The 21,918-nt window shown below is 54.8% G+C and carries 14 protein-coding genes, 6 tRNA genes and 3 rRNA genes (1 of these 23 running past the window's edge); all 23 read left to right on the plus strand.

Annotated elements, in window-relative coordinates; all coding sequences use genetic code 11:
• Positions 1 to 47, plus strand: a 16S ribosomal RNA gene (locus JOE29_RS02130); it begins 1,492 nt to the left of the window's first position.
• An 83-nt stretch (positions 48 to 130) separates the two neighbouring features.
• Positions 131 to 207 (plus strand) — tRNA-Ile (locus tag JOE29_RS02135).
• A gap of 54 nt (positions 208 to 261) precedes the next feature.
• Positions 262 to 337: transfer RNA gene (locus JOE29_RS02140), tRNA-Ala, on the plus strand.
• Between the two features lie 242 nt (positions 338 to 579).
• Positions 580 to 3,473: ribosomal RNA gene (locus JOE29_RS02145) — 23S ribosomal RNA — on the plus strand.
• A 158-nt stretch (positions 3,474 to 3,631) separates the two neighbouring features.
• Positions 3,632 to 3,747: ribosomal RNA gene (gene rrf, locus JOE29_RS02150) — 5S ribosomal RNA — on the plus strand.
• The 16S, 23S and 5S rRNA genes sit together here with 2 tRNA genes alongside, the layout of an rRNA operon.
• A gap of 149 nt (positions 3,748 to 3,896) precedes the next feature.
• Positions 3,897 to 4,856, plus strand: coding sequence for a bifunctional biotin--[acetyl-CoA-carboxylase] ligase/biotin operon repressor BirA (gene birA, locus JOE29_RS02155; protein WP_074955888.1), 960 nt, complete (start codon positions 3,897 to 3,899; stop codon positions 4,854 to 4,856).
• Positions 4,846 to 5,595, plus strand: coding sequence for a pantothenate kinase (locus JOE29_RS02160; RefSeq protein WP_016569111.1), 750 nt, complete (start codon positions 4,846 to 4,848; stop codon positions 5,593 to 5,595). The genes birA and JOE29_RS02160 overlap by 11 nt, the downstream gene beginning before the upstream one ends.
• Before the next feature lie 7 nt (positions 5,596 to 5,602).
• Positions 5,603 to 6,031: a hypothetical protein gene (locus tag JOE29_RS02165; protein WP_003391762.1), complete on the plus strand. Its 429-nt coding sequence runs from the start codon at positions 5,603 to 5,605 to the stop codon at positions 6,029 to 6,031.
• Positions 6,032 to 6,173: 142 nt separating this feature from the next.
• Positions 6,174 to 6,258 (plus strand) — tRNA-Tyr (locus tag JOE29_RS02170).
• Between the two features lie 24 nt (positions 6,259 to 6,282).
• Positions 6,283 to 6,356, plus strand: a tRNA-Gly gene (locus JOE29_RS02175).
• 26 nt (positions 6,357 to 6,382) lie between these two features.
• Positions 6,383 to 6,458: transfer RNA gene (locus tag JOE29_RS02180), tRNA-Thr, on the plus strand.
• Between the two features lie 165 nt (positions 6,459 to 6,623).
• Positions 6,624 to 6,699: transfer RNA gene (locus JOE29_RS02185), tRNA-Trp, on the plus strand.
• A 46-nt stretch (positions 6,700 to 6,745) separates the two neighbouring features.
• Entirely contained in the window at positions 6,746 to 7,114 is a 369-nt protein-coding gene (secE, locus tag JOE29_RS02190) for a preprotein translocase subunit SecE (RefSeq protein WP_002555502.1), read from the plus strand.
• A 9-nt stretch (positions 7,115 to 7,123) separates the two neighbouring features.
• Complete coding sequence (nusG, locus tag JOE29_RS02195) at positions 7,124 to 7,657, plus strand: transcription termination/antitermination protein NusG (RefSeq protein ID WP_003317113.1); 534 nt, start codon at positions 7,124 to 7,126, stop codon at positions 7,655 to 7,657.
• A 118-nt stretch (positions 7,658 to 7,775) separates the two neighbouring features.
• On the plus strand, positions 7,776 to 8,207 hold the full coding sequence (gene rplK, locus JOE29_RS02200) for a 50S ribosomal protein L11 (protein ID WP_002555500.1): 432 nt from the start codon (positions 7,776 to 7,778) through the stop codon (positions 8,205 to 8,207).
• Entirely contained in the window at positions 8,207 to 8,902 is a 696-nt protein-coding gene (gene rplA / locus JOE29_RS02205) for a 50S ribosomal protein L1 (RefSeq protein WP_003317112.1), read from the plus strand. The genes rplK and rplA overlap by 1 nt, the downstream gene beginning before the upstream one ends.
• A 202-nt stretch (positions 8,903 to 9,104) precedes the next feature.
• Positions 9,105 to 9,605: a 50S ribosomal protein L10 gene (gene rplJ / locus JOE29_RS02210; protein WP_002555498.1), complete on the plus strand. Its 501-nt coding sequence runs from the start codon at positions 9,105 to 9,107 to the stop codon at positions 9,603 to 9,605.
• 79 nt (positions 9,606 to 9,684) lie between these two features.
• Positions 9,685 to 10,050: a 50S ribosomal protein L7/L12 gene (gene rplL, locus JOE29_RS02215; protein WP_003317111.1), complete on the plus strand. Its 366-nt coding sequence runs from the start codon at positions 9,685 to 9,687 to the stop codon at positions 10,048 to 10,050.
• A gap of 221 nt (positions 10,051 to 10,271) precedes the next feature.
• Positions 10,272 to 14,345: a DNA-directed RNA polymerase subunit beta gene (gene rpoB / locus JOE29_RS02220; protein ID WP_003317110.1), complete on the plus strand. Its 4,074-nt coding sequence runs from the start codon at positions 10,272 to 10,274 to the stop codon at positions 14,343 to 14,345.
• A gap of 64 nt (positions 14,346 to 14,409) precedes the next feature.
• Positions 14,410 to 18,609, plus strand: coding sequence for a DNA-directed RNA polymerase subunit beta' (gene rpoC / locus JOE29_RS02225; RefSeq protein WP_003391781.1), 4,200 nt, complete (start codon positions 14,410 to 14,412; stop codon positions 18,607 to 18,609).
• A 199-nt stretch (positions 18,610 to 18,808) separates the two neighbouring features.
• Complete coding sequence (gene rpsL / locus JOE29_RS02230; protein ID WP_002555494.1) at positions 18,809 to 19,180, plus strand: 30S ribosomal protein S12; 372 nt, start codon at positions 18,809 to 18,811, stop codon at positions 19,178 to 19,180.
• Between the two features lie 122 nt (positions 19,181 to 19,302).
• Positions 19,303 to 19,773 carry a 30S ribosomal protein S7 gene (rpsG, locus tag JOE29_RS02235; protein WP_002555493.1) on the plus strand — a complete coding sequence of 157 codons (471 nt, stop codon included), beginning with the start codon at positions 19,303 to 19,305 and terminating at the stop codon, positions 19,771 to 19,773.
• Between the two features lie 30 nt (positions 19,774 to 19,803).
• Positions 19,804 to 21,909 (plus strand): elongation factor G, encoded by a 2,106-nt coding sequence (gene fusA, locus JOE29_RS02240; RefSeq protein WP_003317109.1) that lies wholly within the window; start codon positions 19,804 to 19,806, stop codon positions 21,907 to 21,909.
• Positions 21,910 to 21,918 lie beyond the last annotated feature (9 nt).

The raw sequence follows: 21,918 nt of genomic DNA on the forward strand, positions 1-21,918 counted from the left end.
CGTAACAAGGTAGCCGTAGGGGAACCTGCGGCTGGATCACCTCCTTAATCGACGACTCAGCTGCACCATAAGCACCCACACGAATTGCTTGATTCATTGAAGAAGACGATTAGAAGCAGCGCCCGAGTTCGGGTCTGTAGCTCAGTTGGTTAGAGCGCACCCCTGATAAGGGTGAGGTCGGCAGTTCGAATCTGCCCAGACCCACCAGTTTACTGGTGAGATAGCTGGTCAGAGAGACGCCTCCACGGTATGTAGAAATACGGGGCCATAGCTCAGCTGGGAGAGCGCCTGCCTTGCACGCAGGAGGTCAGCGGTTCGATCCCGCTTGGCTCCACCACTTACTGCTTCTGTTTGAAAGCTTAGAAATGAGCATTCCACCCTGCAAGACAAGGGGTGCCTGAATGTTGATTTCTAGTCTTTGATTAGATCGTTCTTTAAAAATTTGGGTATGTGATAGAAAGAAATATAGACCGGGCACCTCTTTCACTGGTGCGTGTCCGGGCTAAGGTAAAGTTTGTGAAATGCAAACTTTCGGCGAATGTCGTCTTCACAGTATAACCAGATTGCTTGGGGTTATATGGTCAAGTGAAGAAGCGCATACGGTGGATGCCTTGGCAGTCAGAGGCGATGAAAGACGTGGTAGCCTGCGAAAAGCTTCGGGGAGTCGGCAAACAGACTGTGATCCGGAGATGTCTGAATGGGGGAACCCAGCCATCATAAGATGGTTATCTTGTACTGAATACATAGGTGCAAGAGGCGAACCAGGGGAACTGAAACATCTAAGTACCCTGAGGAAAAGAAATCAACCGAGATTCCCTTAGTAGTGGCGAGCGAACGGGGACCAGCCCTTAAGTTGTATTGAGATTAGCGGAACGTTCTGGAAAGGACGGCCATAGTGGGTGATAGCCCTGTACGCGAAAATCCCTTTGCAATGAAATCGAGTAGGACGGGGCACGAGAAACCTTGTCTGAATATGGGGGGACCATCCTCCAAGGCTAAATACTACTGACTGACCGATAGTGAACCAGTACCGTGAGGGAAAGGCGAAAAGAACCGCGGAGAGCGGAGTGAAATAGATCCTGAAACCGTATGCGTACAAGCAGTGGGAGCCCACTTTGTTGGGTGACTGCGTACCTTTTGTATAATGGGTCAGCGACTTATTTTCAGTGGCGAGCTTAACCGAATAGGGGAGGCGTAGCGAAAGCGAGTCTTAATAGGGCGTCTAGTCGCTGGGAATAGACCCGAAACCGGGCGATCTATCCATGGGCAGGTTGAAGGTTGGGTAACACTAACTGGAGGACCGAACCGACTACCGTTGAAAAGTTAGCGGATGACCTGTGGATCGGAGTGAAAGGCTAATCAAGCTCGGAGATAGCTGGTTCTCCTCGAAAGCTATTTAGGTAGCGCCTCATGTATCACTGTAGGGGGTAGAGCACTGTTTCGGCTAGGGGGTCATCCCGACTTACCAAACCGATGCAAACTCCGAATACCTACAAGTGCCGAGCATGGGAGACACACGGCGGGTGCTAACGTCCGTCGTGAAAAGGGAAACAACCCAGACCGTCAGCTAAGGTCCCAAAGTCATGGTTAAGTGGGAAACGATGTGGGAAGGCTTAGACAGCTAGGAGGTTGGCTTAGAAGCAGCCACCCTTTAAAGAAAGCGTAATAGCTCACTAGTCGAGTCGGCCTGCGCGGAAGATGTAACGGGGCTCAAACCATGCACCGAAGCTACGGGTATCATCTTTTGATGATGCGGTAGAGGAGCGTTCTGTAAGCCTGTGAAGGTGAGTTGAGAAGCTTGCTGGAGGTATCAGAAGTGCGAATGCTGACATGAGTAACGACAATGGGTGTGAAAAACACCCACGCCGAAAGACCAAGGTTTCCTGCGCAACGTTAATCGACGCAGGGTTAGTCGGTCCCTAAGGCGAGGCTGAAAAGCGTAGTCGATGGAAAACAGGTTAATATTCCTGTACTTCTGGTTATTGCGATGGAGGGACGGAGAAGGCTAGGCCAGCCTGGCGTTGGTAGTCCAGGTTTAAGGTGGTAGGCTGAGATCTTAGGTAAATCCGGGATCTTAAGGCCGAGAGCTGATGACGAGTGTTCTTTTAGAACACGAAGTGGTTGATGCCATGCTTCCAAGAAAAGCTTCTAAGCTTCAGGTAACCAGGAACCGTACCCCAAACCGACACAGGTGGTTGGGTAGAGAATACCAAGGCGCTTGAGAGAACTCGGGTGAAGGAACTAGGCAAAATGGCACCGTAACTTCGGGAGAAGGTGCGCCGGTGGAGGTGAAGCATTTACTGCGTAAGCCCCTGCCGGTCGAAGATACCAGGCCGCTGCGACTGTTTATTAAAAACACAGCACTCTGCAAACACGAAAGTGGACGTATAGGGTGTGACGCCTGCCCGGTGCCGGAAGGTTAATTGATGGGGTTAGCGCAAGCGAAGCTCTTGATCGAAGCCCCGGTAAACGGCGGCCGTAACTATAACGGTCCTAAGGTAGCGAAATTCCTTGTCGGGTAAGTTCCGACCTGCACGAATGGCGTAACGATGGCGGCGCTGTCTCCACCCGAGACTCAGTGAAATTGAAATCGCTGTGAAGATGCAGTGTATCCGCGGCTAGACGGAAAGACCCCGTGAACCTTTACTATAGCTTTGCACTGGACTTTGAATTTGCTTGTGTAGGATAGGTGGGAGGCTTTGAAGCGTGGACGCCAGTCTGCGTGGAGCCAACCTTGAAATACCACCCTGGCAACTTTGAGGTTCTAACTCAGGTCCGTTATCCGGATCGAGGACAGTGTATGGTGGGTAGTTTGACTGGGGCGGTCTCCTCCTAAAGAGTAACGGAGGAGTACGAAGGTGCGCTCAGACCGGTCGGAAATCGGTCGTAGAGTATAAAGGCAAAAGCGCGCTTGACTGCGAGACAGACACGTCGAGCAGGTACGAAAGTAGGTCTTAGTGATCCGGTGGTTCTGTATGGAAGGGCCATCGCTCAACGGATAAAAGGTACTCCGGGGATAACAGGCTGATACCGCCCAAGAGTTCATATCGACGGCGGTGTTTGGCACCTCGATGTCGGCTCATCACATCCTGGGGCTGAAGCCGGTCCCAAGGGTATGGCTGTTCGCCATTTAAAGTGGTACGCGAGCTGGGTTTAGAACGTCGTGAGACAGTTCGGTCCCTATCTGCCGTGGACGTTTGAGATTTGAGAGGGGCTGCTCCTAGTACGAGAGGACCGGAGTGGACGAACCTCTGGTGTTCCGGTTGTCACGCCAGTGGCATTGCCGGGTAGCTATGTTCGGAAAAGATAACCGCTGAAAGCATCTAAGCGGGAAACTTGCCTCAAGATGAGATCTCACTGGAACCTTGAGTTCCCTAAAGGGCCGTCGAAGACTACGACGTTGATAGGTTGGGTGTGTAAGCGCTGTGAGGCGTTGAGCTAACCAATACTAATTGCCCGTGAGGCTTGACCATATAACACCCAAGCAATTTGCGTCGAATGACCAGATTGCGGTGACTGTGAAGATGACAGGAACCGAAAGTTTGCGTCACGAACGACACCTGAAACAGCTTGCTATCACATACCCGATTTGCTGAAGCGCGCCGCAGGGCACGATTCGGTACCCGAATTTCTTGACGACCATAGAGCATTGGAACCACCTGATCCCATCCCGAACTCAGTAGTGAAACGATGTATCGCCGATGGTAGTGTGGGGTTTCCCCATGTGAGAGTAGGTCATCGTCAAGATTAAATTCCAGAAACCCTCATCGCTTACGCGTTGAGGGTTTTTGTTTGTCTGGTGCCTGCAAAAAAACCAGCGTGAAAACACGTTTTCGTTTCTATGCATCATGCTTCTGCGTGGCTATGATGCGTGCCTTATTGCCAGGCGATTCCAAATGCTGACCTTGTTAAAGCTTCTTGCCGATGGTGCGTTTCATTCTGGGCAGGTATTGGGCGATGCCCTCGGCATAAGTCGCAGTGCTGTCTGGAAGCAGCTTCAGCAGCTTGAGGCGGACCTGGGCATAGATGTCCACAAGGTGCGTGGTCGTGGTTACAGACTCGCAGCGCCTATTTCTCTTCTAAGTCCTGCCGGTATCGAGCAGTCAGGCTTTCCTGCCAACTGGTCTATACGCACTTACGATTCCATCGACTCGACCAACGCTGAGGCCGCACGTCTGATCACTCAAGGCGTTGCCATGCCTGTACTGGTGGTGGCCGAGCAGCAGACCTCCGGAAGAGGGCGGCGTGGTCGAAAGTGGGTAAGTCCATTTGCTGAAAACCTGTATTACAGCCTGGTCCTGCGCATCGATGGCGGGATGCGTCAGCTGGAAGGCCTCAGCTTGCTGGTGGGGCTCGCGGTAATGAATGTGCTGCGTGATATGGGCGTGCAGGGCGCAGGCCTTAAATGGCCAAACGACGTGCTCGTTGGCAGGCAGAAGATCGCCGGCATTTTGCTCGAACTGATTGGCGATCCGGCGGACGTGTGTCATGTGATCATCGGAATAGGGGTGAACGTAAACATGCGCTCCACCAGCGAGGTCGATCAGCTGTGGACGTCGGTCAGACTCGAAACAGGCGGCCTTGTTGACCGCAATCAGGTCGCTGCTCGTATAAGCACACAGCTTGAGGCTCTCATGACGGTTCATCGCAAGGAAGGCTTTGCGGCATTTCAGAAGGAGTGGGAGCGCGGGCATTTGTGGCAGGGGGCTGCAGTCAAGTTGCTCTCGGGAGTAGGTGTCGTGGAGGGAGTGGTGTTAGGGGTCGACTCGCTTGGAGCGCTGCGGTTGGAAGTCAATGGTGTGGAAAAAAGCTTTAGTGGTGGAGAGCTGAGCCTGAGGTTGCGAGATGATTCTTGAGCTCGATTGTGGCAACAGCTTCATCAAGTGGCGTATTACCACTAAAAGCGATGCAGCAGTGGTCAGTGTTGGTGTCGTTGACTCTGACGCAGCCTTGTTGGAGCACCTGCGTAATCTGCCGGACACAACGTTCAGCGACTGCCGTCTGGTAAGTGTCCGAAGTGCCGAAGAAACGGCGCGTCTGGTTTCTGTGCTGGCTGACGCGTTCTCCGTTGCCCCTGTCTGCGCAGTGCCTGCCCGTGAGCTGGGAGGAGTGATTAACGGCTATGACGATTTCGAGCGCCTCGGCCTGGATCGCTGGCTGGCTTTCGTGGGTGCGTACCACCTTGTCAAGCGTGCATGCCTGGTGATTGATCTGGGCACCGCAGTGACATCTGATTTCGTCGACGCCGACGGCGCGCATCTTGGTGGTTTCATCTGTCCAGGGATGCCCTTGATGCGCAATCAGTTGCGCACCCATACCCGTCGCATCAGATATGACGATACAGAGGCGGAAAGGGCTTTGGTTCGTCTCGTTCCCGGGCGTGCAACCGCAGAAGCCGTAGAGCGTGGTTGCTCGCTGATGCTTCGGGGGTTCGCAGTGACTCAGGTCGAGATAGCTCGTGGGTATTGGGGTGAGGACTTTGCTATTTTTGTGACTGGCGGGGACGCTGTCTTGGTTGCGGATGTGCTGCCGGGAGCTCGTATCGTTCCTGATCTGGTCTTCGTGGGGTTGGCTCTCGCCTGCCCTTTGCGCTGAGGTCTCTATGCGTTGGTTATTTCTTCTGCTGTTGATGCTTAATGCCTTTTATTACATCTGGCATCAGCAGGAGGCTCCGCTCAGGGCCAAAGAGGTCATGCCCTTGTCGTTGCACCGTGCTTCTCAGCAGGATATTCGTCTGCTCAGCGAATCGGATGCCGGGCGGGTGTCCCACGATCGTGACGCCCAATGTCTGTACGTCGGTGGCTTTGCCAGGCAAGAGGATGCGCGCCTGGTAGAGCAGCGATTGAACAGTCTGGATATCCAGTCTCAATTTCAGCCCTTGCAAACGAGCGGGGCGACCGCCTACTGGCTGAAAATCGCCCCGGAAAGTCGACGCCTTGTCGAAGCTGGCTTGATCAGTCAGCTGGGTCAGGATTTCCCGCAATTAAAAAATCAAATAATGTCGTGCGAGGGCATTGCAACTGCTGATTAGTTTACATAGAATGGCGCCCGCTTCGCAGTGAGGTGAAAGTCTCACGAACGGAGTGGTAGTAGTCAACGCATGTAACCTCAGGTTTTTACTGAGAAAAAGGTTGACAGAAGGGTAGCATGAGTTGAAAATGCTGCCTCGCTTAGGAGGGGTTCCCGAGCGGCCAAAGGGATCAGACTGTAAATCTGACGTCTACGACTTCGAAGGTTCGAATCCTTCCCCCTCCACCAGATTTAGCGCGAGCTGCAAGTTGTGCGGGTATAGTTTAGTGGTAGAACCTCAGCCTTCCAAGCTGATGATGCGGGTTCGATTCCCGCTACCCGCTCCAGGCTTGTGGTTCATGCATAGTGTTTTGCTCTTGTAGCTCAGTTGGTAGAGCACACCCTTGGTAAGGGTGAGGTCAGCGGTTCAAATCCGCTCAAGAGCTCCATTGATAAAGGCAGATATGAAAATATCTGCCTTTGTTTTAGGCGGTTCCGCGCTGCGTGCGCCGTCTAAACCTTGTTCGTGGTGTGCTGCCTGTTAGGTGCTCTTCGAATAAGGTGTTGAAAAACTCTCGTCAGGTCCGCATAATGGTCGGCCTGATTTTGCTTTTAGGTCAGTAGCTCAATTGGCAGAGCGACGGTCTCCAAAACCGTAGGTTGGGGGTTCGATTCCCTCCTGACCTGCCAGATTCCCTAGATGTAATCTGGCTTTCTTTTCACAGGATCTCCGTAGATGAATCCCAAGGCTGAAGCATCAGACTCTCGCTTTGATATGCTGAAGTGGCTCCTGGTAGTCGTTTTGGTTGTCGTGGGTGTTGTCGGCAATCAGTATTATTCTGCTGAGCCGATCCTGTATCGCGTTCTCGCTCTCCTTGTGATTGCTGCAGCTGCTGCGTTTGTAGCGCTGCAGACAGGCAAAGGTAAGGCCTTCTTCGTTTTGGCGAAAGAAGCCCGTGCCGAGATCCGTAAAGTCGTATGGCCTACTCGCCAAGAAACCACTCAAACCACGTTGATCGTTGTGGCTGTTGTGCTGGTTATGGCGTTGCTGTTGTGGGGGCTTGATTCCCTGCTCGGCTGGCTTGTTTCCTTGATAGTTGGCTAAGGGTGTCCCGTGGCTAAGCGTTGGTACGTAGTGCATGCTTACTCGGGTTACGAGAAGCATGTCATGCGCTCGTTGGTCGAGCGTGTGAAGCTGGCAGGCATGGAAGATGGCTTCGGCGAAATTCTGGTTCCCACTGAAGAAGTGGTTGAAATGCGTAATGGCCAGAAGCGCAAAAGCGAGCGCAAGTTCTTCCCTGGTTATGTGCTTGTTCAGATGGACATGAATGAGGGTACTTGGCACTTGGTCAAGGACACCCCGCGTGTCATGGGCTTCATCGGCGGTACCGCTGATAAGCCAGCTCCCATCACTGATAAAGAGGCAGAAGCGATTCTGCGTCGCGTCGCTGACGGTAGCGACAAGCCGAAGCCGAAAACGCTGTTCGAACCAGGTGAGGTTGTTCGCGTCACCGACGGTCCGTTCGCCGATTTCAATGGCACGGTCGAAGAAGTTAACTACGAAAAGAGCCGGATTCAAGTGGCGGTGCTCATTTTCGGACGCTCTACTCCGGTAGAGCTGGAGTTCAGTCAGGTCGAAAAGGCATAACTGAGCTGGAATCCCATACCCCGCAGCCCAAGGCTGTGGGGTTTTTTCGTCACTGGGATATACGCGTAAGTAACCGGGGAGCCTTTGTTGGCGCTTGAACCCGTAATTGGAGTGCCTCATGGCCAAGAAGATAACCGCATACATCAAGCTGCAAGTGAAAGCCGCTCAGGCTAACCCAAGCCCGCCAGTTGGTCCTGCTCTGGGTCAGCACGGTGTGAACATCATGGAATTCTGCAAAGCGTTCAACGCCCGTACTCAGGGTATTGAGCCAGGCTTGCCGACTCCAGTGATCATCACTGTATACAGCGACCGTAGCTTCACTTTCGAAACAAAAAGTACTCCTGCATCGGTTCTGCTGAAGAAAGCTGCAGGCTTGACCAGCGGCTCGGCTCGCCCGAACACCGTTAAAGTTGGCACCGTGACTCGTGCTCAGCTGGAAGATATCGCTAAAGCAAAAAATGCGGATCTGACTGCAGCTGACATGGAAGCGGCCGTGCGTACCATCGCCGGTTCCGCTCGTAGCATGGGCCTTAACGTGGAGGGTGTGTAATGGCTAAGCTGACCAAGCGTCAAAAGGCAATCGCCGAGAAAATCGAAGCTGGCAAGTCTTACAATTTTGTAGACGCCGCTGCGTTGCTCACCGAGCTGTCGACTGTCAAGTTCAGCGAGTCGATCGACGTCGCTGTCAACCTGGGTGTTGATCCTCGTAAATCCGACCAGGTCGTACGTAGCGCTACCGTACTGCCGCACGGCACCGGTAAAACTGTACGCGTTGCAGTGTTCACCCAGGGCCCTGCTGCTGAAGCTGCTCTGGCTGCCGGCGCTGACCGTGTTGGTATGGACGATCTGGCCGCTGAAATGAAAGCTGGCGATCTGAACTACGACGTCGTTATCGCTTCCCCTGACGCAATGCGCGTTGTGGGTCAGCTGGGTCAGGTTCTCGGTCCTCGCGGTCTGATGCCTAACCCGAAAGTCGGCACCGTTACTCCTGACGTCGCTACCGCCGTCAAGAACGCCAAGGCTGGTCAGGTTCGTTATCGCACCGACAAAAACGGCATCATCCACACTTCCGTTGGCAAGGTCGGTTTCGACGCTGTCAAGCTGAAGGAAAACGTTGAAGCCCTGATCGCTGATCTGAAGCGTATCAAGCCTGCTTCTTCGAAAGGTATTTACGTCAAGCGCATCACCCTGAGCACCACTATGGGCCCAGGCCTGGTCATCGACCAGGGTTCGTTGGAAGCGTAAGACAAAATGGTACGGTGATCGATTGCCGTACCGTTTGAAAGATTGGGGTCCCTGCCTGGCGGGGGCTATCCAAGACCGTAGGCGACGCAAGTCTTAAACCACAAGCCTACGCAGATGGTGCTCCCGGTTCCTTACCGAATCAGACACCAAAACGACATCTGGCTTCGGTCGGATGAAACGGTAACAAGCAGGAGTTAAACCCGTGGCAATTAAACTCGAAGACAAGAAGGCCATCGTCGCTGAAGTCAACGAGGCTGCCAAAGCTGGTCTGTCCGCTGTCGTGGCTGATGCCCGTGGCGTGACGGTTGGCGCAATGACCGGACTCCGTAAAGAGGCTCGTGAAGCTGGCGTTTACGTACGTGTTGTACGTAACACCCTGCTCAAGCGCGCTGTTGCTGACACTGAATTCAGTGTCCTCAACGACGTGTTCACTGGCCCGACCTTGATCGCGTTCTCCAACGAACATCCTGGCGCTGCTGCCCGTTTGTTCAAGGAATTCGCTAAAGGTCAGGACAAGTTCGAGATCAAGGCAGCTGCGTTCGAGGGCAAGTTCCTCGCAGCTAATCAGATCGATGTACTGGCAAGCCTGCCGACCCGTAACGAAGCAATTTCTCAGCTGATGAGCGTGATTCAAGGCGCTACCAGCAAGTTGGCTCGTACTCTGGCGGCTGTTCGCGACCAAAAAGAAGCAGCTGCAGCCTAAGGCTGAGTCAGATCTTTTCGCGTATTTTTGTTTATTTTGATGGTCGCGTAGGCCGTCCCCCAATTCAGGAAATTGAGTCATGTCCATCTCTCAAGACGATATCCTTAACGCCGTAGCTGAAATGTCCGTTCTGCAGGTTGTAGAACTGATCAAGGCTTTCGAAGAGAAGTTCGGCGTTACTGCTGCTGCCGGCTCTGCTGGTCCAGCTGCTGCAGCTGCTGTTGTTGAAGAACAAACTGAATTCAACGTCATGCTGCTGGAAGCTGGCGAGAAGAAAGTAAACGTGATCAAGGCAGTTCGTGAACTGACCGGTCTGGGCCTGAAAGAAGCCAAGGCTGTAGTTGACGGCGCTCCTGCCCAGGTTCTGGAAGCAGTGTCGAAAGACGCAGCTGACAAAGCAAAAGCTACCCTGGAAGAAGCAGGCGCTAAAGTCGAGCTGAAATAAGCATCGATTTTGAGTGTCCAGCCCACGCGTTTAGCGAAAGGCTGATGGCTGGTGGCTTTTGCCACCGGCCTTTTTCCGTTATAGACGATTGGCGCTGTCAACGTCTGTAACGTGTGGCATCCACCGATGGCGGTGGCGCAAACCAAGGGGTTTGCAAGATTTTCTGGCTGCTTCCGTCGGGAGGGAGCCAAACAAGCAGGTGACCAAGCTGGGGAACGCTGATGGCTTACTCATATACTGAGAAAAAACGTATCCGCAAGGACTTTAGCAAGTTGCCGGACGTAATGGATGTGCCGTATCTCTTGGCCATCCAGCTGGATTCGTATCGCGAATTCCTGCAGGCGGGAGCGACCAAAGATCAGTTCCGCGACGTCGGTCTGCATGCAGCCTTCAAATCCGTTTTCCCGATCATCAGCTACTCCGGCAATGCTGCGCTGGAGTATGTAGGTTATCGCTTGGGCGAACCGGCATTTGATGTCAAGGAATGCGTGCTGCGCGGTGTGACTTACGCAGTACCTCTGCGAGTCAAGGTCCGTCTGATCATTTTCGACAAAGAATCGTCGAACAAAGCGATCAAGGACATCAAAGAGCAAGAAGTCTACATGGGTGAAATCCCCCTGATGACTGAGAACGGTACCTTTGTAATCAATGGCACCGAGCGCGTTATCGTGTCTCAGCTTCACCGTTCGCCTGGCGTATTCTTCGACCACGACCGTGGCAAGACGCACAGCTCCGGCAAGCTGCTGTACTCCGCTCGTATCATTCCTTACCGCGGTTCGTGGCTGGACTTCGAGTTCGATCCGAAAGACTGCGTATTCGTCCGTATCGACCGTCGTCGCAAGCTGCCTGCGTCCGTACTTCTGCGCGCTCTGGGTTACACCACCGAGCAAGTGCTTGATGCTTTCTACACCACCAACGTATTCCATGTGCGCGGTGAAAACCTGAGCCTGGAGCTGGTGCCTCAGCGCCTGCGTGGTGAAATTGCCGTTCTGGATATCCTGGACGACAAGGGCAAGGTCATTGTCGAGCAGGGTCGTCGTATCACTGCCCGTCACATCAACCAGCTGGAAAAGGCCGGGATCAAAGAGCTGGAAGTGCCTCTGGACTACGTCCTGGGTCGTACTACAGCCAAGGTCATCGTGCATCCGGCAACCGGTGAGATCATTGCCGAGTGCAACACCGAGCTGAACACCGAAATCCTGGCCAAGATCGCCAAGGCTCAGGTTGTTCGTATCGAAACGTTGTACACCAACGACATCGATTGCGGTCCGTTCGTCTCCGACACACTGAAGATCGACTCCACCAGCAACCAACTGGAAGCGCTGGTCGAGATCTATCGCATGATGCGTCCTGGCGAGCCGCCAACCAAGGATGCTGCTGAAACACTGTTCAACAACCTGTTCTTCAGCCCTGAGCGCTACGACCTGTCTGCTGTAGGCCGTATGAAGTTCAACCGTCGTATCGGTCGTACCGAAATCGAAGGCTCGGGCGTGCTGTGCAAGGAAGACATCGTAGCGGTCCTCAAGACCCTCGTTGATATCCGCAACGGCAAAGGCATCGTCGATGACATCGACCACCTCGGTAACCGTCGCGTTCGTTGCGTCGGCGAGATGGCCGAGAACCAGTTCCGTGTAGGTCTGGTCCGTGTCGAGCGCGCTGTTAAAGAACGTCTGTCGATGGCAGAAAGCGAAGGCCTGATGCCTCAGGACCTGATCAACGCCAAACCTGTTGCGGCGGCGGTCAAAGAGTTCTTCGGTTCCAGCCAGCTTTCCCAGTTCATGGACCAGAACAACCCGCTGTCCGAGATCACGCACAAGCGTCGTGTTTCCGCACTCGGCCCTGGCGGTCTGACGCGTGAGCGCGCCGGCTTTGAAGTTCGAGACGTTCACCCGACTCACTACGGCCGTGTGTGCCCGATCGAGACGCCTGAAGGTCCGAATATCGGTCTGATCAACTCCCTGGCGGCCTATGCCCGCACCAACCAGTACGGATTCCTCGAGAGCCCGTACCGTGTGGTCAAGGAAGGTCTGGTCACCGAAGAGATCGTCTTCCTTTCGGCGATCGAAGAAGCGGACCACGTCATTGCCCAGGCTTCGGCCGCAATGAACGACAAGCAAGAGCTGATCGACGAGCTGGTTGCTGTGCGTCACTTGAACGAATTCACCGTCAAGGCGCCAGCCGATGTCACCCTGATGGACGTTTCGCCCAAGCAGGTTGTCTCGGTAGCCGCATCGCTGATTCCGTTCCTCGAGCACGATGACGCCAACCGTGCGTTGATGGGTTCGAACATGCAGCGTCAGGCTGTTCCTACTCTGCGTGCCGACAAGCCGCTGGTAGGTACTGGCATGGAGCGCAACGTTGCTCGCGACTCCGGCGTTTGCGTCGTGGCTCGTCGTGGTGGTGTGATCGACTCGGTTGACGCCAGCCGTATCGTTGTTCGCGTTGCCGATGATGAAGTTGAAACAGGTGAGGCGGGTGTAGACATCTACAACCTGACCAAATACACCCGTTCGAACCAGAACACCTGCATCAACCAGCGTCCGCTGGTCAGCAAGGGTGACCGTGTTCAGCGTAGCGACATCATGGCTGACGGCCCGTCCACCGATATGGGTGAACTGGCGCTGGGTCAGAACATGCGCATCGCGTTCATGGCCTGGAACGGTTTCAACTTCGAAGACTCCATCTGTCTTTCTGAGCGTGTCGTTCAGGAAGACCGCTTCACCACGATCCACATTCAGGAACTGACCTGTGTGGCGCGTGACACCAAGCTTGGGCCAGAGGAAATCACAGCTGACATCCCTAACGTGGGTGAAGCTGCTCTGAACAAGCTGGACGAAGCGGGTATCGTTTATGTAGGTGCCGAAGTCGGCGCCGGCGACATCCTGGTCGGTAAGGTCACTCCGAAAGGCGAGACCCAGCTGACTCCGGAAGAAAAACTGTTGCGCGCGATCTTCGGCGAGAAGGCCAGCGACGTTAAAGATACCTCCCTGCGTGTACCAACCGGTACCAAAGGTACTGTCATTGACGTTCAGGTCTTCACCCGTGATGGTGTCGAGCGTGATGCGCGTGCCCTGTCCATCGAGAAATCGCAACTCGACGAGATCCGCAAGGATCTGAACGAAGAGTTCCGTATTGTCGAAGGCGCTACTTTCGAACGTCTGCGCTCTGCGCTGGTGGGTCGTGTAGCTGAAGGCGGCGCTGGCCTCAAAAAGGGCCAGGAAATCACCAACGAAGTGCTCGATGGTCTTGAGCATGGTCAGTGGTTCAAGCTGCGCATGGCTGAAGATGCTCTCAACGAGCAGCTCGAAAAGGCTCAGGCCTACATCGTTGATCGTCGCCGTCTTCTGGATGACAAGTTCGAAGACAAGAAACGCAAACTGCAGCAGGGCGATGACCTGGCTCCAGGCGTTCTGAAAATCGTCAAGGTCTACCTGGCAATCCGTCGCCGCATCCAGCCGGGCGACAAGATGGCCGGTCGTCACGGTAACAAGGGTGTGGTCTCTGTGATCATGCCGGTTGAAGACATGCCGCACGATGCCAATGGCACGCCGGTCGATATCGTCCTCAACCCGCTGGGCGTACCTTCGCGTATGAACGTTGGTCAGATTCTCGAAACCCACCTGGGCCTCGCGGCCAAAGGTCTGGGCGAGAAGATCAACCGCATGCTCGAAGAGCAGCGTAAAGTTGCTGAGCTGCGCAAGTTCCTCAACGAGATCTATAACGAAATCGGCGGTCGTCAGGAGTCTCTGGAAGACCTCACCGACAACGAGATTCTGGACCTCGCGAAGAACCTGCGTAACGGCGTACCGATGGCTACCCCGGTTTTCGACGGTGCCAAGGAAAGCGAAATCAAGGCAATGCTCAAGCTGGCAGATATGCCGGAAAGCGGCCAGATGCAGCTGTTCGACGGTCGTACCGGCAACAAGTTTGAACGTGCTGTAACGGTTGGCTACATGTACATGCTGAAGCTGAACCACTTGGTGGACGACAAGATGCACGCGCGTTCCACTGGTTCGTACAGCCTGGTTACCCAGCAGCCGCTGGGTGGTAAGGCACAGTTCGGTGGTCAGCGTTTCGGGGAGATGGAAGTGTGGGCGCTGGAAGCATACGGCGCGGCGTACACTCTGCAGGAAATGCTCACAGTGAAGTCGGACGATGTGAACGGTCGTACCAAGATGTACAAAAACATCGTGGACGGCGATCACCGTATGGAGCCGGGCATGCCCGAGTCTTTCAACGTGTTGATCAAAGAAATCCGTTCGCTCGGTATCGATATCGATCTGGAAACCGAATAACACGTGACGCGAATCGGGGGCAGGGCGGTACTGCCTGCTCCCTGCTCCGCCAGGAGGAAAAGCCTTGAAAGACCTACTGAATTTGCTGAAAAACCAGGGTCAAGTCGAAGAGTTCGACGCAATCCGTATCGGACTTGCATCGCCTGAGATGATCCGCTCTTGGTCGTTCGGTGAAGTTAAAAAGCCGGAAACCATCAACTACCGTACGTTCAAGCCTGAGCGTGACGGTCTGTTCTGCGCCAAGATCTTTGGCCCGGTAAAAGATTACGAGTGCCTGTGCGGTAAGTACAAGCGCCTGAAGCACCGTGGTGTCATCTGCGAAAAGTGCGGTGTTGAAGTAGCACTGGCCAAGGTTCGTCGCGAGCGCATGGCTCACATCGAGCTGGCTTCGCCGGTTGCCCACATCTGGTTCCTGAAATCGCTGCCGTCCCGTATCGGTTTGCTGATGGACATGACCCTGCGTGATATCGAACGTGTTCTCTACTTCGAGAGCTATGTCGTTATCGATCCAGGCATGACCACCCTTGAAAAAGGTCAGCTGCTGAACGACGAGCAGTACTTCGAAGCCCTCGAAGAGTTCGGTGACGACTTCGATGCCCGCATGGGTGCCGAGGCTGTTCGCGAGCTGCTGCACGCTATTGATCTGGAACACGAAATTGGCCGCCTGCGCGAAGAAATTCCGCAAACCAATTCCGAGACCAAAATCAAGAAGCTGTCCAAGCGTCTGAAATTGATGGAAGCCTTCCAGGGTTCCGGCAACCTTCCTGAGTGGATGGTGCTGACCGTTCTGCCGGTTCTGCCGCCAGATCTGCGTCCTCTGGTTCCGCTTGACGGTGGCCGTTTCGCGACGTCCGACCTCAACGATCTGTATCGTCGAGTGATCAACCGTAACAACCGTCTGAAGCGCCTGCTGGATCTGTCCGCTCCCGATATCATCGTGCGTAACGAAAAACGCATGCTGCAGGAAGCGGTCGATGCACTGCTCGACAACGGCCGTCGCGGTCGTGCGATCACTGGTTCGAACAAGCGTCCTCTGAAATCCCTGGCTGACATGATCAAGGGTAAGCAGGGTCGTTTCCGTCAGAACTTGCTCGGTAAGCGTGTTGACTACTCGGGCCGTTCGGTAATTACCGTAGGTCCGACCCTGCGTCTGCACCAGTGCGGTCTGCCGAAGAAGATGGCTCTCGAGCTGTTCAAACCGTTCATTTTTGGCAAGCTGGAAATGCGTGGCCTGGCTACGACCATCAAAGCTGCCAAGAAGATGGTCGAGCGCGAGCTGCCAGAGGTCTGGGACGTTCTCGCTGAAGTGATTCGCGAACACCCGGTGCTTCTGAACCGTGCGCCGACGCTTCACCGTCTGGGCATCCAGGCGTTTGAACCGGTACTGATCGAAGGTAAAGCTATTCAGCTGCACCCGCTGGTCTGTGCTGCGTACAACGCCGACTTCGACGGTGACCAGATGGCCGTTCACGTGCCTCTGACGCTGGAAGCTCAGCTCGAAGCGCGCGCGCTGATGATGTCGACCAACAACATTCTGTCGCCAGCCAACGGTGAGCCAATCATCGTTCCTTCGCAGGACGTTGTACTGGGTCTGTACTACATGACTCGCGAAGCGATCAACGCCAAGGGCGAAGGTCGTGTATTTGCGGATCTGCAGGAAGTCGACCGCGTATTCCGCGCCGGCGAAGCGGCCCTGCACGCCAAGGTCAAGGTTCGTATCCACGAAACGGTCAACGACCGTGATGGTGGCAGCGTCAAGAACACCCGTATCGTCGACACCACTGTCGGCCGTGCGCTGCTGTTCCAGGTGGTTCCGGCCGGCCTGTCATACGACGTCGTCAACCAGCCGATGAAGAAGAAGGCGATCTCCAAGCTGATCAACCAGTGCTATCGCGTGGTTGGCCTGAAAGAGACCGTTATCTTCGCTGACCAGTTGATGTACACCGGTTTTGCCTACTCGACCATTTCGGGTGTTTCCATTGGCGTTAACGACTTCGTTATCCCTGATGAAAAAGCTCGCATCATCGACGCGGCCACCGAAGAAGTTAAAGAGATCGAAAGTCAGTACGCCTCCGGCCTGGTAACCCAGGGCGAGAAGTACAACAAGGTAATCGACCTTTGGTCCAAAGCGAACGACGAAGTCTCGAAAGCGATGATGTCGAACCTGTCCAAAGAGCGCGTTATCGACCGTCACGGCGTCGAAGTTGATCAGGAATCCTTCAACTCGATGTACATGATGGCTGACTCCGGGGCGCGTGGTTCTGCTGCCCAGATTCGTCAGCTGGCCGGTATGCGTGGTCTGATGGCCAAGCCTGACGGCTCCATCATCGAAACGCCGATCACTGCGAACTTCCGTGAAGGTTTGAGCGTACTTCAGTACTTCATCTCTACTCACGGTGCTCGTAAGGGTCTTGCGGATACCGCGTTGAAAACCGCTAACTCCGGTTATCTGACACGTCGTCTGGTAGACGTCGCGCAGGATCTGGTGGTTACCGAGGTTGATTGCGGTACCGAGCACGGTCTGCTGATGACTCCGCACATTGAAGGCGGTGACGTTGTAGAGCCGCTGGGTGAGCGCGTACTGGGTCGAGTCATTGCCCGTGACGTGTTCAAGCCGGGCACAGAAGAGGTCATCGTGCCTGCTGGCACGCTGGTAGACGAGAAGTGGGTCGAGTTCATCGAGCTGAACAGCATCGACGAAGTCATCGTGCGTTCGCCAATCAGCTGTGAAACCCGCTACGGCATCTGCGCCAAGTGCTACGGTCGCGACCTGGCACGCGGTCACCAGGTCAACATCGGTGAAGCTGTCGGCGTAATCGCTGCACAGTCGATCGGTGAGCCGGGTACCCAGCTGACAATGCGTACGTTCCACATCGGTGGCGCGGCAAGCCGGACCTCGGCAGCCGACAGCGTTCAGGTGAAGAATGGCGGTACTGTCCGTCTGCACAACCTGAAGCACGTCGAGCGTGTTGACGGTCACCTGGTTGCGGTATCCCGCTCCGGTGAGCTGGCAATCGCAGATGACTTCGGTCGCGAGCGTGAGCGTTACAAGCTGCCATACGGTGCAGTGATTTCGGTGAAGGAAGGCGACAAGGTCGACGCTGGCTCTATCGTGGCCAAGTGGGATCCGCACACTCACCCAATCGTCACCGAGATGAAAGGTACTGTTACCTACGTAGGCATGGAAGAAGGCATCACTATCAAGCGTCAGACAGACGAATTGACCGGTATGACCAACATTGAAGTGCTCGACGCCAAAGACCGCCCGGCTGCCGGCAAGGACATCCGTCCTGCTGTGAAGATGGTCGGTCTGGATGGCAAGGATCTGCTGCTGCCAGGTACTGACGTACCGGCCCAGTACTTCCTGCCGGCCAACGCCCTTGTTGGTGTTGCTGACGGTGCGCAGATCGCGATCGGTGATGTTATCGCTCGTATTCCGCAGGAAACTTCGAAGACTCGTGACATCACCGGTGGTCTGCCGCGTGTTGCCGACCTGTTCGAAGCGCGTCGTCCGAAAGAGGCGTCGATCCTTGCAGAAGTCAGCGGTACCATCGCATTCGGTAAGGAGACCAAAGGCAAGCGCCGTCTGGTCATTACCCCGAACGACGGTAGCGATCCGTACGAGGAGCTGATTCCGAAGTGGCGTCACCTGAACGTCTTCGAAGGCGAGCAAGTGAACCGCGGCGAAGTTATCTCCGACGGCCCGAGCGATCCACACGACATCCTGCGTCTGCTGGGTGTGAGTGCGCTGGCCAAGTACATCGTCAACGAGATTCAGGACGTATACCGTCTGCAGGGCGTGAAGATCAACGACAAGCACATCGAGACGATTCTGCGTCAGATGCTGCGTAAGGTTGAGATTGCCGAGTCTGGCGATTCCAGTTTCATCAAGGGCGACCAGATGGAATTGACTCACGTACTGGTAGAAAACGAGCGTTTGAGCACGGAAGACAAGTTTGTTTCCAAGTTCACTCGCGTGTTGCTGGGTATCACCAAGGCATCGCTGTCCACCGAGTCGTTCATCTCCGCGGCCTCCTTCCAGGAGACAACCCGCGTACTGACCGAAGCGGCTGTGACCGGCAAGCGCGATTACCTGCGCGGCCTGAAGGAAAACGTGGTCGTGGGTCGTCTGATCCCGGCCGGTACCGGTCTGGCTTATCACAGCGAGCGCAAGCGTCGTCGTGAAATGGACAAACCGACCCGCGTCAGCGCGAGCGAAGTAGAAGCGGCTCTGACGGAAGCGTTGAACTCCAGCGGTAATTGAGACCAGAGCCTCGGCATTTTTCATCTGGCAGACAGCACGTTTTCGTGTTGTTTGCCCGGTGAGGACGTCGGGGCTTTGTCTTGACTGGGGGCGGGATCCTCTTTAGACTCTTGTACCCCTAAATTTGGCGGGGCCTGTGCCCTGTCATTTGCTTTTCTTGTAAGACAATAGCGTCGCAAGACAACAGTGGAGCTAGTAGATGGCAACTATCAACCAGCTGGTACGTCAGCCGCGTAAGCGTATCGTCGAGAAATCCGACGTACCTGCGCTGCAGAACTGCCCGCAACGTCGCGGTGTGTGCACTCGTGTGTATACCACCACGCCGAAAAAACCTAACTCGGCATTGCGTAAAGTCTGCCGTGTGCGCCTGACCAACGGTTTCGAGGTTTCCTCGTACATCGGTGGTGAAGGTCACAACCTGCAAGAACACAGCGTGGTACTGATCCGTGGCGGTCGTGTAAAAGACTTGCCAGGTGTTCGTTATCACACCGTTCGTGGTTCTTTGGATACTTCCGGCGTTAAAGGTCGTAACCAGGGTCGCTCGAAATACGGTACCAAGAAGCCTAAGTAGTTTTTGGCTTCTGTTTGAAATTGCAGATTTCTATTTTTCTGAGTCGATAAGAGTAAGGTCGGGCGCATCCCTTGCAGGATGGTGGTCCCGAGCTAACCTGAAGACCGTTTGAGGGCTTATCCATGCCAAGAAGACGCGTAGCAGCCAAGCGCGAAGTGCTTGACGATCCAAAATACGGCAGCCAGATTCTGGCCAAGTTCATGAACCACGTAATGGAAAGCGGCAAGAAAGCCGTTGCCGAGCGTATCGTTTATGGCGCGCTGGAAAAGGTTAAAGAACGTAAGAACAGCGACCCCCTGGAAATCTTCGAGAAAGCTCTCGACGCCATCGCTCCGCTGGTCGAAGTAAAGTCGCGCCGTGTAGGCGGTGCTACTTACCAGGTTCCTGTCGAAGTTCGTCCGTCCCGTCGTAATGCTCTGGCAATGCGTTGGCTGGTAGACTTCGCGCGCAAGCGCGGTGAGAAGTCAATGGCGCTGCGTTTGGCTGGCGAACTGCTGGACGCCGCCGAAGGTAAAGGTGCTGCGGTCAAGAAGCGTGAAGACGTGCACCGTATGGCTGAGGCCAACAAGGCTTTCTCGCACTACCGCTTCTAATTTCAGCGTCACTAATTTTGCGAGGGCTTTATGGCTCGTACTACTCCGATTGGCCGCTACCGTAACATTGGTATCGTCGCTCACGTGGATGCTGGTAAAACCACCACCACCGAGCGCGTCCTTTTTTACACCGGCAAAAGCCACAAAATGGGCGAGGTGCATGACGGCGCCGCGACCACGGACTGGATGGTTCAGGAGCAGGAGCGTGGTATTACCATTACTTCTGCTGCTATTACTGCCTTCTGGCAGGGTTCCGAGAAGCAACACAAAGATCAATACCGTTTCAACGTTATTGACACCCCGGGCCACGTTGACTTCACCATTGAAGTTGAGCGTTCCCTGCGTGTACTCGACGGCGCGGTCGTTGTGTTCTGTGGTACTTCTGGCGTAGAGCCGCAGTCCGAAACCGTATGGCGTCAAGCCAACAAGTACGGTGTTCCACGTATCGTTTACGTGAACAAGATGGACCGTGCTGGTGCGAACTTTCTGCGCGTAATCGCTCAGATCAAGCAGCGTCTGGGTCACACCCCGGTGCCGATCCAGCTGGCCATTGGTGCCGAAGACAACTTCCAGGGTCAGATCGATCTGATGTCCATGGAAGCTGTTTACTGGAACGATGCCGACAAGGGTATGGTTCCACGTCGTGAGCCTATCCCTGCTGAACTGCAGGAACTGGCTGACGAGTGGCGCAGCAACATGGTCGAGGCTGCGGCCGAAGCCAGCGAAGAGCTGATGAACAAGTACCTTGAGGGTGAAGAACTCACCAACGAGGAAATCAAGGCCGCTCTGCGTCAGCGTACTATCGCTGGTGAGATCGTTCTTGCTGTTTGCGGTTCTTCCTTCAAGAACAAGGGTGTTCCCCTGGTTCTCGACGCCGTGATCGACTACCTGCCGGCTCCAATCGATATTCCAGCTATCAAGGGTTCCGATCCTGATAACGAAGAAATCCTGATGGAGCGTCATGCAGACGACAACGAGCCGTTCTCGGCTCTGGCGTTCAAGATCGCTACCGACCCATTCGTGGGTACCTTGACTTTCGTCCGCGTTTACTCGGGCGTGTTGGCATCCGGCGACGGCGTGATCAACTCGGTCAAGGGCAAGAAAGAGCGTGTGGGTCGTATGGTGCAGATGCACGCAAACGCCCGCGAAGAGATCAAGGAAGTGCGCGCTGGTGACATCGCGGCCTTGATCGGCATGAAGGACGTCACCACTGGTGAGACCTTGTGCAACGCTGACAAGCCAATCATCCTGGTTCGTATGGACTTCCCGGAGCCGGTTATTTCGGTTGCCGTTGAGCCTAAAACCAAGGATGACCAGGAAAAAATGGGTATCGCACTGGGCAAGCTTGCTCAGGAAGACCCGTCTTTCCGCGTCAAGACTGATGAAGAGACTGGTCAAACGATCATCTCTGGCATGGGCGAGCTGCACCTGGACATCCTGGTTGACCGGATGCGCCGTGAGTTCAACGTCGAAGCCAACATCGGCAAGCCTCAGGTTTCCTATCGTGAGCGCATCACGAAGAACTGTGAAATCGAAGGCAAGTTCGTTCGTCAATCCGGCGGTCGTGGCCAGTTCGGTCACTGCTGGATCCGTTTTGCACCTGCTGACGAAGGTCAGGAAGGTCTGCAATTCGTAAACGAAGTGGTAGGTGGTGTTGTTCCCAAGGAATACATCCCGGCTATCCAGAAGGGTATCGAAGAGCAGATGAAGAACGGCGTTGTTGCCGGTTATCCGCTGATCGGCCTGAAGGCTACCGTGTTTGATGGTTCCTACCATGACGTCGACTCGAACGAGATGGCGTTTAAGGTGGCTGCTTCCATGGCGACCAAGCAACTGGCCCAGAAGGGCGGTGGTGAGCTGCTTGAGCCGATCATGGCGGTAGAGGTTGTTACGCCTGAAGACTATATGGGTGACGTGATGGGCGACCTTAACCGCCGTCGCGGCATGATTCTGGGTATGGAAGATACGGTTTCCGGCAAAGTAATTCGTGCCGAGGTTCCGTTGGGTGAGATGTTCGGTTATGCGACCGACGTTCGCTCCATGTCTCAGGGTCGCGCAAGCTACTCTATGGAATTCAAAAAATACAATACAGCTCCGTCGCACATCGTCGAAACTGTAACCAAAAAACAAGGCTGATTCAGCGCC

This window comes from Pseudomonas sp. PvP009 (assembly GCF_017832995.1).
Taxonomy (GTDB): Bacteria; Pseudomonadota; Gammaproteobacteria; order Pseudomonadales; family Pseudomonadaceae; genus Aquipseudomonas; species Aquipseudomonas syringae.